The sequence below is a fragment of the Massilia sp. LXY-5 genome (genome assembly GCF_059801075.1).
Genome location: NZ_JBNNEH010000002.1, coordinates 277,923 through 291,410, shown reverse-complemented (window position 1 = coordinate 291,410; position 13,488 = coordinate 277,923). Strand labels below are relative to the sequence as shown.

Sequence of the window (13,488 nt, the reverse complement as noted above, 5' to 3'; positions counted from 1 at the left end):
CTGCGGGCCGGTTTTTTTTCGCCCATAAATTTGCTGAAACCTGACGAAGCTGGCGCACCGTAGGGTGGGCTCTCGAGCCCACGCGTTCCGGCATATGCATAACGTGACCTGTGCGACAGCCCATGACGCGTGCTTACCGCTGCTGCGAATTGTGCGTTGCGCGACGCTACCACGCGTGGGCTCGGGAGCCCACCCTACGGTACACACCCAATACCGTCCCCGGCCACCTCCCGGCTGCACTGGCGTAAAAAAGCCGGCCACATGGGCCGGCTTTTCTGAAGCTGAAAACGATTACTTCAGCTCGTTATTCAGCAGCGTCAGGATCTTCGTCCCCGTCGCCGACGTATCCGCCTTGCCGGTATTGTCCTGCACCGTCACGGTGGAGACGCTCGCGTTCGGCTCGGCCTTGACGCTCACGCGGTAGCGCTGTGCTTCCTTGGCCTTGTCCGACTCGCCGAAGGTGAACAGGCGCTTGAAGAAACCATCCTTGTTCGAACCATCCGGATCGACATAGCGCACGAAGTAGATGCCCTGCACGCGGTCGCGGTCTTCGACCGTGAAGCCGACGCGGTCGAGCGCCAGGCCGACGCGGCGCCAGGCGCGGTCGAAGCCTTCGTCGACTTCGACGCGGTCGCCAACCAGCCTGGCGTGCTGCGGCGCGACAGCCGCGTTCGCAACCGTCGTCTCGGCAGCCTTCACCGCGGCCGGCTCGGTGGCGCCGGTCAGGCGTGCGACCAGGCGCGCCAGGAACTGGGCTTCGAGGGCCGGATCGTTCGGACGCACGGTCCAGGTCGTCGTTTCCTTCTGGGCGCCGGTCAGCACTTCTTCGGCGCCGCGGTGGCTGATGTAGATCTCGGTCGAGCCGTCCGGCAGGCGCTCGAGGCGGGTGCGGAACTTGTCGCGCTCGCCGGTCGAATAGGCGCGGTCGAACACGCGGCCGAGGGTGTTGCGCAGGAAGTCCTGCGGGATCTTCGAGCGATTCTCGTTCCAGTCGGTTTCCATGACGCCGGTGGCCTGCGACTCGGTCGCCAGCGTGAAGCCGGCATCCTGCCAGAACTGCTCCACCTGCGGCCACAGCTGCTCGGGGGTCTGCTTGACCACCAGCCAGCGCTGGTTGCCGGCGCGCTCGACGCGCACGGCATCGGTCGCGATCGGGCCGACGGTGCCGCCGCCGGCGACCGGCATGGCGGCTTGCGCCGGGGTTGCGGCGCTGCCCGCACTGCCCTGCTGCATGCCGGATGCGGTGGCGATGCCGCGGCCGTCCGGCACGGCGTAACGATTGTCCTTTTGAAGCTGGGTCAGGTCCGGCGGCACGTCCAGCGGCGCCGCTTTCTTGGACGACTTGTAGTCCACCTTGTCGGATTCGAACACGGTGGTGCATGCCGCCATCGAGAGCGCCATCGCGCCTACGGCCAGCACGCGTACAGGCGTGGAAAGGTCCGCAAGCGGGCGAGTCTTCTTGTTGCTTTTAGTCATATCGTTACGATGTCAGATCGGTGAACCGGGACCCTTGCGGGCCTCAGGATTGCGAGGATTGCGGAACGAGTCCGGCGGCGCGCAAGGCGGCGCGGACGGTATCGTGGAAAGAGTCCGAGAGAGGCGCGAGCGGCAGGCGCAGGCCGGACGGCATCTTGCCCATCTCGGCCAGGGCCCACTTGACCGGCACCGGGTTCGGCTCGACGAACAGCTTGGCGTGCAGGTCGAGCACGCCGTTGTTGATCTCGATGGCACGCTTGACGTCGCCTGCCATGGCGGCGACGCACAGTTCGTGCATGGCGCGCGGCGCCACATTGGCCGTCACCGAGATATTGCCGGCGCCGCCGCAGAACATCAGGGTCATCGCGGTCGGATCGTCGCCCGAGTACACGGCGAACGATTTGTCGACCATGCGCAGCAGTTCGATGCCGCGACCGATATTGCCGGTCGCATCCTTGACGCCGACGATGTTGTCGATCGTCGAGAGGCGGGCGATGGTCTCGTTGCTCATGTCGGCAACCGTACGGCCCGGCACGTTGTAGAGGATGACCGGCAGGTCGACCGCTTCGGCGATCGCCTTGAAGTGGCGGTACATGCCCTCTTGCGTCGGACGGTTGTAGTACGGCACCACCTGCAGCGAGGCGTCGGCGCCGACTTCCTTCGCGGCGCGCGTCAGCGAAATCGCTTCGGCGGTCGAATTGCCGCCGCTGCCGGCGATCACGGGGATGCGGCCGCCGACGTGGTCGACGGTCAGCTTGATCAGTTCGACGTGCTCTTCCGGGGTGACGGTGGCGGATTCGCCTGTGGTGCCGACGATCACGATGCCGTCGGTGCCTTCGTCCACGTGCCAGTCGATCAATTTGCGCAGGCCATCCTTGTCGAGGCTGCCGTCTTCGAACATCGGCGTGACGATTGCTACAATGCTGCCCTTAATCATAATCAGTGGAACGTGCCGAAAAATAAAAATCTGATTGTAGCGGATCGTCCGCCAATATGGTTATTCCCGACCAACTAAATGGTCGAGCTTTACCTCGGTTTGCGGGAAGGCGAGCCCAGCCGCGCAGAGTCTCTGAACGCGCGCCGGCTTGGGTTCGTTGACGACGCCGTCCTCGAAGGCCAGCACCGCCAGGCGGTTTTCCTGCGCCAGCGCGAGCAATTCGCCCGGACGCAGCAGGAAGGCCGGATTCGACGGCTTGCCGAAGGCCTCATTGCCGAGCGCGAAGGTTTCATAGATCAGCACGCCGCCCGGCGCGAGGCTGTTCACCAGGTCCGCCATCAAAGGCCGGTGCAGGTAATTCGTGACGACGATGCCGGCGAAATGCCCGGCTTCGAAAGGCCACTGTGCGCCCTCCTGTTCCAGATCGACCTGCAGCGTCGCGATGCCGGGACCGGCGCTGGCCGCCAGCGCCTGCGGGTCGCGGTCGACCGCGATAACCGGGTGCCCCAGCGACGCGAACAGGCGCGCGTGGCGGCCGCTGCCGCAGGCCAGGTCGAGCACCTCGCCGGCCGGCACACTCCCTGCGAAGCGGCGCACCCAGGTGGACGGCTTGTCGGTCGGCGCGTGCATCAGGTCAGCAGCATGGTGATGGGCGAAGCGATCAGCTTCACGGCCTGGCCGCCGAGCCACATCACCGGCTGCACCCAGAAGGACAGCACGTTGAAGTACAGCAGCGCCAGCAGGATGAAGAAGCCATAGGGCTCGAGCTTCGCGAATTTGAAGGCGAGGCGGTGCGGCAGCATGCTGGTGAGCACGCGGCCGCCGTCGAGCGGGGGCAGCGGGAACAGGTTGAAGGCGAAGATCAGCAGATTCGTCACGATGCCGGCCTGCGCCACCTTGTGCGGGAATTCCTCGCCCACGTTGGTCGCCACCAGCACGACGGCCAGGATCAGCCACAACAGCGCCATGATGAAGTTGGCCAGGGGACCGGCCAGCGCCACCCAGGCCATGTCGCGCTTCGGATTGCGCAGGTTGCCGAACTGGACCGGCACCGGCTTGGCATAGCCGAACACGAAGCCCGAGGTCAGATACAGCGCAATCGGGATGATGATGGTGCCGAACAGGTCGACGTGCGACAGGGGATTGAGGGTCATGCGGCCCTGCGCATAGGCCGTGTTGTCGCCGAAATAGCGGGCGGCATAGGCGTGGGCGGCTTCGTGCAGGGTAATCGCGAAAAGAACGGGCAGCGCAAAGACTGCGATGTTGCGAATGATTTCATCCATAGGGGAAGGATTCTAGCAGAGCCGGGCGCGACGGGCCGGCTCCGCGGGACGGGCCTGCTTTGATTTGTTTATAGGCCGAAAGCGGCGGGGTCGCCCCTGCCCTGGCGTACGAGTTCGGGTTCGGAACCGGTGAGGTCGATGATCGTCGTCGGTTCCAGCGTACCGGCCCCGCCGTCGATCACCAGGTCGATCTGCTTTTCCAGGCGCTCGCGCACCTCGTCCGGATCGGACAGCATGTGCTCGTCGCCCGGCAGTTGCAAGGTGGTGCCGATCAGCGGCTCGCCCAGTTCCTCGAGCAGGGCCAGCGTAATCAGGTTTTCCGGCACGCGCAGGCCGATCGTCTTGCGCGAAGGGTGAGACAGGCGGCGCGGCACTTCGCGCGTCGCTTCCAGGATGACGGTGTAGGGGCCGGGCATGGTGGCCTTCAGCAGCCGGTACTGGACATTGTCGACGCGCGCGTACTGGGCGATTTCCGACAGGTCGCGGCAGAGCATCGTCAGGTGGTGCTTGTCGTCGATGCCGCGCACGCGGCGCAGCTTTTCGACGGCCGCCTTGTCGTCGAGCTGGCAGACCAGCGCATAGGCCGAATCGGTCGGCAGCGCGACCACGCCGCCGGAACGGATGATCTGCGCCGCCTGTGCGATCAGGCGCTTCTGGGGATTCTCGGGATGGATCTGAAAGAACTGGCTCATCGCGCACCGCCCTGGCGCAGCGCCTGCAGGGCCGCGATCCGTTCTTCCATCGGCGGGTGGGTCGAGAACAGCGCACCCCAGCCGCCACCGCCGCCGGAAATGCCGGAAGCGCTCATCGACGAAGGCAAGGCCCCCGGATGCAGGCCGCCCAGGCGGGCCAGCGCGTTCTGCATCGGCACCGCGCTGCCCAGCAGGTTCGCCGAACCCGCGTCGGCGCGGAATTCGCGCTGGCGCGAGAACCAGGCCACGATGATGGACGCCACCAGGCCGAACACGATTTCGCAGACGAAGACGGTGACCATGTAGCCGATGCCGGGACCGCGGTCGTCGTTCCCGCGCAGCAGCACCTTGTCAACGAAGAAGCCGACCACGCGCGCCAGGAACACGACGAAGGTGTTCACCACGCCCTGGATCAGGGTGAGTGTCACCATGTCGCCGTTGGCGATGTGCGCCACCTCATGGCCGAGCACCGCTTCGACTTCGTCGCGGTTCATGCCTTGCAGCAGGCCGGTGGAGACAGCCACCAAAGCCGAATTCTTGAAGGCGCCCGTGGCAAACGCGTTCGGCTCGCCCTCATACACGGCCACCTCCGGCATGCCGATGCCTGCGCGCTCGGCCAGCTGGCGCACGGTGTTCACGAGCCAGAGCTCGGTCGAATTGGCCGGCTGGTCGATGACGCGCGCGCCGGTCGACCACTTGGCCATCGGCTTGCTCATCAGGAGCGAAATGATCGAGCCGGTAAAGCCCACGACCAGCGAGAACACGGCGAGCGCGCCGACATTGATTCCTTCCGCGCTCACCGCACGTCCAACCCCCAGCAGGTTCAGGACGACCGTCAGCACCAGCACAACCGCGAGGTTGGTGGCGAGGAATAAAACAATGCGCTTCATTGGGGGTGCCTCCCGGGCAGGAATACATTAACAGGCTGCCAAGATAAGGCTGCGCCAGGGAAAATTCAAGGGCAGAGGCTTATGGCTGGCTTAAAGGCCGTAGGGTGGGCGGCTGTGCCGCCCACGCGCTGATCGTCATCGGCTCCGATTTCGGGCGCGATGATCTCGCTGCCAACAATCACCGCGTGGGCGGAAGACCCGCCCACCCTACGCACATTCAGAACCAGTCGTGCCACACGGGTGTCACGCTGGACGGCAGCGGCGGCAGCGCATCGAACTCCACCCGCGCCTCGCCCGGCGCATGAAAATCTGTCCCGCGCGATGCGAGAAAACCATACCGCCGCGCCACTTCGGCATAGGTCGCATACTGGTCCGGCGTATGGCTGCCGGTGACCACCTCGATCGCATTCCCGCCGAGCTGACGGAATTCGTCGAACAGCGCGTCCTCGCCCGTCTGCGTGAACTTGTAGCGCCCGGGATGCGCAATCACGGGAATGCCGCCCGCGCTGCGAATCCAGCCCATCGCCTCGGGCAAGGAAGCCCAGCGGTGCGGCACATAGCCGGGCTTGCCTTCGGTGAGGAAACGCTTGAACACCTCGGTCGTCGTCGCGCACTTGCCGCATTCGACCAGGTAGCGCGCGAAATGGGTGCGCGAGAGCAGGTCCGGGTTGCCGACGAATTTCAGGGCGCCCTCCCAGGCATCGGGAATGCCGGCCTCCTCCAGCTGGGCGGCAATTTCTCGTCCGCGCGCGTCGCGCCCGCTGCGGGTCTTCATGAGGCCCGCCAGCAGGTCCGGATTGTCCTCGTCGATCTGCAGGCCGACCACGTGGATGGTCTGGTTGGCCCAGGTCACGGAAATTTCGACGCCCGGCACGAAGCGCATGCCCTGCTCGCCCGCGGCGGCGCGCGCGAGCTTGATGCCGCCGACCTCATCGTGGTCGGTCAGCGCCCAGGCATCGACCCCGCCCTTGCGTGCATAGGCGGCCACGGCGCCAGGGGCGAGGACGCCGTCGGAGACATTCGAATGGCAGTGGAGATCGACTTTCAACATGATGCGGACCGCTTTTCTGGACGAGCAAACATTGTACGCCGCATTGCGCGACCGGGCGGCGCGGTCCGTTTGCAGGGCCGGCAATGGTAGAGTTGGCGTTTGTTCAGGAGACGAAAAAATGAAGACTGTCCACGGCAGCTGCCACTGCGGCGCGGTACGTTACGAAGCCGATCTCGACATCAAAGCCGGCACCATCAAATGCAATTGCTCGATCTGCACGAAGATGCGCTTCTGGGGGGTGCAGGTGCCGAGCGCGGCGTTCAGGCTGCTGGCAGGGGCCGATGCCCTGAGCGAATACCGTTTTCATTTGAAACGGGACGGCCACTGTTTTTGCCGGCACTGCGGGATCAACGTGTTCTCGACCGGGCACTCGCCACGGCTGGGCGCCTTCCACGCGGTGACGGTGGCGAGCCTGGACGATGTGCCGGTGGAGGAGTTGCTCGCTGCGCCGGTGCGGTATGTCGACGGGCGCAATGACGAGTGGGAGAGTCCGCCAAAAGAAATCCGCCATTTGTAAGCGAACGCCCGCCCACCCTGCGTCACTTGTTCAAAAACGCCTCGATCAGCTCCGCCAATACCGCCGGCTGATCGTGGTGCACCATATGCCCGGCATCGGCCACGATATGCGGCTCGACCGAGGCCATATGGGCCAGGCGCCGGTCCACTTCGGCGCGCATCTCGTGCTCCGGCCCCATCCAGCGCCACATCTCCGTCTGCGCCGCCTCGATCCACAGCACCGGCGCCGCGATCCGCTTCCACATCGCGATCATTTCGTCGAGGTGATACAGCAGCGGCCCGCTCATCTTGTGCGCCGGGTCGCCCAGGATGGCGTACTCCCCCGCATCGTTCGGCGCCGACCAGTGTTCGGCCAGGAAAGCGGCGCGCTCATGCGGCAGGCGCGGATTGGTCTTCTGCAGGCGCCCCGCCACCTCGGCCAGGCTGGCATACGCGCGCATCACGGGCGGATTGCGCAATTCGTCCAGCCATTTCGCCATTCGCTTGGGCGCCTGTTCCGGCTTCGCGCCCATCAGGCCGATGCCTTCCAGGTTGATCAGCTTCTTCACGCGCTCGGGCCGCACGCCGGCATACATGCTGACGACATTACCGCCCATGCTGTGTCCCAGCAGGTTGACCGGCTCGTCTGGCGAGTAGTGCTCGAGCAGGGCATCGAGGTCGGCCACGTAATCGGGGAACCAGTAGGTGTCCGAATGCGAACGCTCGGACAGGCCGAAGCCGCGCCAGTCGTTGGCAATCACGTGCCAGTCTTCTTTCAAATGGTCGACCACGAACTGGAAGGAGGCCGACATATCCATCCAGCCATGCGACATGAACAGTTTCGGCGCGCCCTCGCGGCCCCAGTGGCGCACATGGGTGCGCAGGCCGCGGATGGTCAGGAATTCGGAACGGGATGGCTGCATTGGAAATTCTCGAAAGAAAAAAGTACGGTCGTGCAGATTATACGCATGCCGTTGAATTCCTGCCCGTCATCCCCATTTGCCCGTGATCGGCGAAAAACGCGGCAGCGTGAAGCGGACAGGAGGGCGTAAAATAGCGTCATTTCAACCCTTCCGCGAGCACATCCATGGCGATTTACCAGCTGGGCGAGCAGTCGCCCGAGATCGATGCGTCGGCCTTCGTGGCCGATTCGGCCAACCTGATCGGCAAAGTGACCCTGGAGGCGAATGCCTCGGTATGGTTCGGCGTCACGATTCGCGGCGACAACGAGCGCATCACGATCGGTGAAAACAGCAATGTCCAGGAAGGCACGGTGATGCACACCGACATGGGCTACCCGCTCGTGATCGGCAAGGGCGTCACCATCGGCCACCAGGCGATGCTGCATGGCTGCACGGTGGGCGACGGTTCGCTCATCGGCATCCAGGCCGTGATCCTGAACGGCGCCAAGATCGGCAAAGGCTGCCTGGTCGGCGCCGGTGCCCTGGTTACCGAAGGAAAAGAGTTCCCGGATAACTCGCTGATATTGGGTTCGCCTGCGAAAGTGGTGCGGACGCTCACGGAAGAAGACCTGCTGCGCCTGCAAGCCAACGCCGCCAGTTACGTGGCGCGCGGCCAGTTGTTCAAGGCGCAGCTCAAGCACATCGGATAGACAATGACGACAACGGACACCAAGGACACCCTGCAGAAATTCATCTTCGACAACGCCGCCGTGCGCGGCGAGCTGGTCGAGATTTCCGACACCTGGCGCGAGATCCAGGCGCGCCACGGCTACCCGAAAGCCGTGCGCTCGATGCTGGGCGAGATGGTGGCCGCCGCCGCCCTGCTGTCGGCCAACCTGAAATTCAACGGCTCGATCGTGATGCAGATCCACGGCGACGGTCCGGTGCGCCTGCTGGTGGTCGAGTGCGATGCCGATCTGCGTATCCGCGCCACGGCCAAGCTGGCGCCGGAGGCCGACATCGCCGACGAAGCCACCTTGAGCGACCTGCTCAACGTGAACCGCCGCGGCCGTTTCGTCATCACCCTCGACCCGCTCGAGAAGATGCCGGGCCAGCAGCCCTACCAGGGCATCGTGCCGCTCGACGGCGAAAGCGTCGCGACCGTCATCGAAAACTACATGCTGCGCTCGGAACAGATGGACACGAAATTGTGGCTGGCGGCCGACGACAAGGTCTCGCGCGGCTTGCTGCTGCAGAAGCTGCCGCGCCACAGCGGCAAGGACGACCAGACCAAGCAGGCGACCGAAGAGGAAGACCTCGAGACCTGGAACCGCGCCGTGGTACTGGGCAGCACGCTGAAGCAGGAAGAACTGCTGAGCACCGATATCGAGACCCTGCTCAACCGCCTGTTCTGGGAAGAGACGATCCGCGTGTTCGATCCGCAGCACCCGCAGTTCCACTGCAGCTGCACCCGCGAGAAGGTCGGCAACATGCTGAAAATGCTGGGCCAGCCGGAAGTCGAATCGGCGCTGGCCGACCTGGGCGAGCTCGGTATCAACTGCGATTTCTGCGGCAAGCACTACGCCTTCGACAAGGTCGATTGCGCCCAGCTGTTCGCTACTGCCACCACGGCGGACGCCCTGGTGCCGCCTGGTGAAATCAAGCACTAAGAGGATCCCTGACGATGCGCGACACGCCCCGCTCCGCCTTCCCCCACCTGCTCGCGCTACCGACGCGCTGGATGGACAATGACAGCTATGGGCATGTCAACAATGTCAACTACTACAGCTTCTTCGACACCGCGGTCAATCGTTACCTGATCGACCGCGGCGTGCTCGACATCCACAGCGACGACATCGTCGGCTTCGTGGTCGAGACCAGCTGCTCCTACTTCAGTTCGATCTCCTTCCCCGACCTGATCCACGTCGGCGTGCGCGTGGCCAAGCTCGGCAATTCGAGCGTGCGCTACGAACTGGCCCTGTTCCGCAACGACGAGGCCTTGCCCTCGGCGGCCGGGCATTTCGTGCATGTGTATGTGGACCGGCGCAGCAATACATCGGTGCCGATTCCGGCGCAGGTGCGCGAAGTGCTGGCGCGCCTGGCTGCTTAGGTTCGCAAGTGCGCGATTTCCACTGAGCCCTTCTCGTCGAAAATCGGAGAAGACTGCGCCAGCCGGACCGCCGCGTCGAAGTCAGCGGCCGCGATGATGCAATAGCCGGACAAGGCGCTGCTGCTCAGCTTGGGGCCGACCAGCCGGGTCGCCACCTCCACACTGCCATGGCTGAGCGCGCCCCGGTCGACCAGGGCCGCACCCAGTTCGCTGAACCAGGCGTCCCAGCGTGCGGGCACGTGCTGCGGCCCTTCCGCTTCCCCGATGGTCGCCCCTCGAAACACGATCAGAAATCTGTCCATGCCGTCTCCCCTGCGCTCCAGTAGTGTGCCTGCACCCGACCGTAACACAGGCCATCTGATGGTGACGCACGGAGCGATGTCCCGGGATTGAAACGGGGCAGCCGGTCAACCGATCCTCCGTCCGGTGCTAAGCTTGTTGCATTGTTAGCAGTGTTGCAGTTTCCGCAAACGCTGCCCCACCACAGGAGAACCGCAATGCATATGGATACCGGAATCAACACCGAAGACCGCGCCAAGATCGTCGAGTCGCTCTCGACCGTCCTGGGGGATGCCTTCATGCTCTACCTGAAAACGCACAACTTCCACTGGAACGTGACGGGGCCGATGTTCTCGACCCTGCACGTGATGTTCGAGGAGCAGTACACCGAGCAGTGGAACGCCCTCGACGACATCGCCGAGCGCATCCGCGCGCTGGGCCACTTCGCGCCGGCCACCTCGCGGCGCTATACCGAGCTGTCGAGTATCAAGGAAGAGCCGGACGTGCTGTCGGCCAAGGAAATGATCCGCCAGCTAGTCGACGGCAACGAAATCCTGGTCCGCACCTTGCGCGCGGGCGTGAAGGTGGCCGACGAGCTCGACGACTTCCCGACCGCCGACATGCTTACCACCCGCATGGAAGTGCATGAGAAGAACGCATGGATGCTGCGCTCCTTCCTGGAGCAGGGTGCGGGATCGATGCAGGGAGATGCGTCGTCGGAGTAAGCGGCTGCCGTCCGCATTGAACGACAACGCCAACCCGCGCCGGTTGGCGTTGCCGTGTGCGCCCTCAGCGCTGTGCCATCCTTGAAGAGATCACCACCACCTGGGCCAGGCGGCGGTCGGGCACATAGCTCATCGTCATGTCGTCCCCGTACTCGCCCTGGTTGAACTGCATGGTGACGCTGCCGTCGCGCGAGACGAATTTGTCCCCGGAGACGGCGCGCAGGCGCATCGGCTTCTGGTCGTCGATGCGCGCGTCGATGTAGCGCGAAGACGTCTGCACTTTCATGTGCCAGCCGTTCGACATCGCATACGACCCGCTGATCTGGCTGGCCTTGTCTTCCGTGATGAAGGCGGCCGGACCGGGGGCGCTCACCTGCACGCTCGGTCCCGACTCGGCGTCGGGCTGTGGATAGGGCATGGTCCGGGCCGAAGCGCTACAGGCCAGCACGAACAGGGTTGCAGGAAACAGGAAAGAGATGGGACGCATGATTGTTCCTTTACGAAGCGGAATAGGCGTTCGGGAAGGACTGCGCGCCTTGCGTACATCCCCTCCCTCGGAATACCGCGATACGGTCTGAACGGATCGCGGATAGCCCAGTCTAGAGCAGCGCTTGCTGACAAAAAAGCACTACACGCTCGGTATCACGAAACAATCTCACTTCGTTTGAAGCCAGATTCTGACGAAATGAATCGCAAATTGGCATACATATTTCAATTTTCGAATCATGAGGGGTCGAATCTGCCCCCCATCCCTACCTCAGGCGGTTGCGGCGGAGGCGTGCGCCAGGGCCTGGCGCCCGCGCGGCGCCGGCCGGGTGCCGGAGTGCCGTGCGCCCTGCTGCGCAGGCTGAGCCGCGAGGCGGAAGTGCGACACCAGCTGTTCCAGGTGCGCCGACTGGTCCTGCATGCTGGCCGCCGCCGCGGCGGCTTCTTCGACCAGGGCCGCGTTCTGCTGGGTGGTCTGGTCCATCTGCAGGATCGCTTCGTTGACCTGGTCGATGCCGATGCTCTGCTCGCGGCTGGCGGCCGTGATCTCGGCCATGATTGCGGTCACGCGGGCCACGCTGGCCACGACCTCGCCGATGGTGGCGCCGGCCTGTTGCACCAGCGACGTCCCGGTGTTGACCTGGGCGACCGAGTCGCCGATCAGCCCCTTGATTTCCTTGGCGGCGGTGGCCGAGCGCTGCGCCAGGTTGCGCACTTCGCTGGCAACCACGGCAAAGCCGCGGCCCTGCTCGCCGGCCCGCGCCGCTTCCACGGCGGCATTCAGCGCCAGGATATTGGTCTGGAAGGCGATGCCGTCGATGACGCCGATGATGTCGACGATCTTGCGCGAAGCGGTATCGATCGCGCCCATCGTGTCGACCACCTGGCCGACGATCTGGCCGCCGCGCACGGCGACGGTCGAGGCATCCTGGGCCAGCCGGTTCGCCTGCGTGGCGCTCTCGGCGTTCTGGCGCACGGTCGAGGTCAGTTCTTCCATCGAGGACGCGGTTTCCTCGAGCGCGCCCGCCTGCTGCTCGGTGCGGGCGGACAAGTCGAGGTTGCCGCTGGCGATCTCGGTCGAGGCGCCGGCGATCGCGCGGGTCCCGTGCTGCACTTCGGACACGACCTTGGCCAGGCCGTCGTTCATCGTGTGCAGGGCGCCCATCAGGTCGCCGACTTCATCGCGGCGCCGGCTGTCGAACTCGCCGCTCAGGTCGCCGCCGGCGACGGCTTCGGCGACCCGCACGGCATCCTTCAGCGGACGGGTAATCGAGCGCGTGATGGCCACGGCGGCCAGGGCGCCGAGTACCAGCATCAGGCCGTTGAGCAGCAGCGACAGGCGCGCGCGGTGTTCGAAGTCGGCGCGGATCGCGACCGTCATGCGGTCGATCGTCTGCCGCTGCAAGGCCAGCAGGTCCTGCAGCGCGGCCGAATAGGCCTGGGCGGCAGGATCGAAGCCCTCCGTGTACAGGCGCTCGGCGGCGGCGGCGTCGCCCGCTTTCTTCGCGTCCATCACCTGCACTTTCAAGGCCTGGTATTTGGCGCGCAGCGACTTGACCGTCGCCAGCTTCGCCTTTTCTTCCTCGGAAGTCAGCAGCGGCTCGATCTGCTTGATCAGTTCAGTGGAGGTGGTCACGCTGTCGGCAATGGTCTTGGCGAACACGGTGCTCAGGGTGGTGTCGGTACTGCGCGCGATCAGCGAAGTGCGGGCGATCGCAGAATATGTCATCGTGTTCCAGCTCGAGACCAGGCGCTCCTTGGTCAGCGGCACGGCCATCATCTCTTCGGTAGCCTGGGCGCCGGCACGCGCTGCGAACAGGGCGGACGCGGTGGCAATCGTGGCGAGTATCAGGATCAGTGCGAACGCAAGGGTAAGCCGGGTGCCGATACGCATGTTATTGAAAAAGTGATTCATGGGTCAGTCGTCTCTTTCTTGATTTCTTATAAAAACTTGCCATTGATTACCGCTGTAGGACTGGTCTTACGCAAATAAATATACCTCGGGGTGGAAGGAGAAGTCGATCAAATATCGTTTCTGAAAGGAAATTGTTACATGAAGTTGCTCGCTTGCAACAGAGCGCCCGAGGTTTTATGCGATGCGCATGTTCTTGCGCTCCGCATCAAATCATGCAACCATCCGGTTGCATTACTACCCAAATCAA

The 13,488-nt window shown here is 64.3% G+C and carries 16 protein-coding genes; 5 read left to right on the top strand and 11 right to left on the bottom strand.

Annotation, left to right across the window (positions count from 1 at the left end):
* Nucleotides 1-291: 291 nt before the first annotated feature.
* The 7 genes from bamC to ACI48I_RS04760 form a co-directional block, all read right to left on the bottom strand.
* On the bottom strand, nt 292-1,476 hold the full coding sequence (bamC, locus tag ACI48I_RS04790; RefSeq protein WP_498573489.1) for an NlpB/DapX family lipoprotein: 1,185 nt from the start codon (nt 1,474-1,476) through the stop codon (nt 292-294).
* A gap of 43 nt (nt 1,477-1,519) precedes the next feature.
* Entirely contained in the window at nt 1,520-2,413 is an 894-nt protein-coding gene (dapA, locus tag ACI48I_RS04785) for a 4-hydroxy-tetrahydrodipicolinate synthase (RefSeq protein ID WP_193684813.1), read from the bottom strand.
* A gap of 60 nt (nt 2,414-2,473) precedes the next feature.
* Nucleotides 2,474-3,043: a class I SAM-dependent methyltransferase gene (locus ACI48I_RS04780; protein ID WP_498573488.1), complete on the bottom strand. Its 570-nt coding sequence runs from the start codon at nt 3,041-3,043 to the stop codon at nt 2,474-2,476.
* Nucleotides 3,043-3,696, bottom strand: a complete 654-nt coding sequence (locus ACI48I_RS04775; RefSeq protein ID WP_193684811.1) for a site-2 protease family protein — start codon at nt 3,694-3,696, stop codon at nt 3,043-3,045. The genes ACI48I_RS04780 and ACI48I_RS04775 overlap by 1 nt, the downstream gene beginning before the upstream one ends.
* Nucleotides 3,697-3,764: 68 nt before the next feature.
* Nucleotides 3,765-4,388, bottom strand: coding sequence for an L-threonylcarbamoyladenylate synthase (locus ACI48I_RS04770; protein WP_193684810.1), 624 nt, complete (start codon nt 4,386-4,388; stop codon nt 3,765-3,767).
* The gene (gene htpX / locus ACI48I_RS04765) at nt 4,385-5,278 is read right to left on the bottom strand and encodes a protease HtpX (RefSeq protein ID WP_193684809.1); all 894 of its coding nucleotides are present in this window, start codon (nt 5,276-5,278) and stop codon (nt 4,385-4,387) included. The genes ACI48I_RS04770 and htpX overlap by 4 nt, the downstream gene beginning before the upstream one ends.
* Before the next feature lie 217 nt (nt 5,279-5,495).
* Entirely contained in the window at nt 5,496-6,329 is an 834-nt protein-coding gene (locus tag ACI48I_RS04760; protein WP_498573487.1) for a 3',5'-nucleoside bisphosphate phosphatase, read from the bottom strand.
* On the opposite strand from ACI48I_RS04760, the gene ACI48I_RS04755 reads away from it, so the two are divergent.
* Nucleotides 6,328-6,846 carry a GFA family protein gene (locus tag ACI48I_RS04755; protein WP_307727145.1) on the top strand — a complete coding sequence of 173 codons (519 nt, stop codon included), beginning with the start codon at nt 6,328-6,330 and terminating at the stop codon, nt 6,844-6,846. The genes ACI48I_RS04760 and ACI48I_RS04755 overlap by 2 nt on opposite strands.
* A 22-nt stretch (nt 6,847-6,868) precedes the next feature.
* Here ACI48I_RS04755 and ACI48I_RS04750 read toward each other — a convergent pair whose 3' ends face one another.
* Complete coding sequence (locus tag ACI48I_RS04750) at nt 6,869-7,747, bottom strand: alpha/beta fold hydrolase (RefSeq protein ID WP_193684807.1); 879 nt, start codon at nt 7,745-7,747, stop codon at nt 6,869-6,871.
* A gap of 164 nt (nt 7,748-7,911) precedes the next feature.
* Between ACI48I_RS04750 and ACI48I_RS04745 the strand changes: the two genes are divergently transcribed.
* From ACI48I_RS04745 to ACI48I_RS04735, 3 genes are read left to right on the top strand one after another with little or no spacing between them, the layout of a single operon-like run.
* A complete protein-coding gene (locus ACI48I_RS04745; protein ID WP_193684806.1) occupies nt 7,912-8,436 on the top strand; it encodes a gamma carbonic anhydrase family protein in 525 nt (174 codons plus the stop codon).
* Nucleotides 8,437-8,439: 3 nt separating this feature from the next.
* Nucleotides 8,440-9,396: an Hsp33 family molecular chaperone HslO gene (hslO, locus tag ACI48I_RS04740; protein WP_498573486.1), complete on the top strand. Its 957-nt coding sequence runs from the start codon at nt 8,440-8,442 to the stop codon at nt 9,394-9,396.
* A gap of 14 nt (nt 9,397-9,410) precedes the next feature.
* On the top strand, nt 9,411-9,836 hold the full coding sequence (locus ACI48I_RS04735; RefSeq protein ID WP_498573485.1) for an acyl-CoA thioesterase: 426 nt from the start codon (nt 9,411-9,413) through the stop codon (nt 9,834-9,836).
* Here the strand turns inward: ACI48I_RS04735 and ACI48I_RS04730 are convergent.
* Nucleotides 9,833-10,138, bottom strand: coding sequence for a hypothetical protein (locus ACI48I_RS04730; protein ID WP_498573484.1), 306 nt, complete (start codon nt 10,136-10,138; stop codon nt 9,833-9,835). The genes ACI48I_RS04735 and ACI48I_RS04730 overlap by 4 nt on opposite strands.
* A gap of 195 nt (nt 10,139-10,333) precedes the next feature.
* Between ACI48I_RS04730 and ACI48I_RS04725 the strand changes: the two genes are divergently transcribed.
* Nucleotides 10,334-10,840, top strand: coding sequence for a Dps family protein (locus ACI48I_RS04725; protein WP_193684804.1), 507 nt, complete (start codon nt 10,334-10,336; stop codon nt 10,838-10,840).
* A 64-nt stretch (nt 10,841-10,904) separates the two neighbouring features.
* On the opposite strand, the gene ACI48I_RS04720 is transcribed toward ACI48I_RS04725, so the two are convergent.
* Nucleotides 10,905-11,327 carry a hypothetical protein gene (locus tag ACI48I_RS04720; protein WP_193684803.1) on the bottom strand — a complete coding sequence of 141 codons (423 nt, stop codon included), beginning with the start codon at nt 11,325-11,327 and terminating at the stop codon, nt 10,905-10,907.
* A gap of 270 nt (nt 11,328-11,597) precedes the next feature.
* A complete protein-coding gene (locus ACI48I_RS04715) occupies nt 11,598-13,241 on the bottom strand; it encodes a methyl-accepting chemotaxis protein (protein ID WP_498573483.1) in 1,644 nt (547 codons plus the stop codon).
* Between the last annotated feature and the right edge of the window lie 247 nt (nt 13,242-13,488).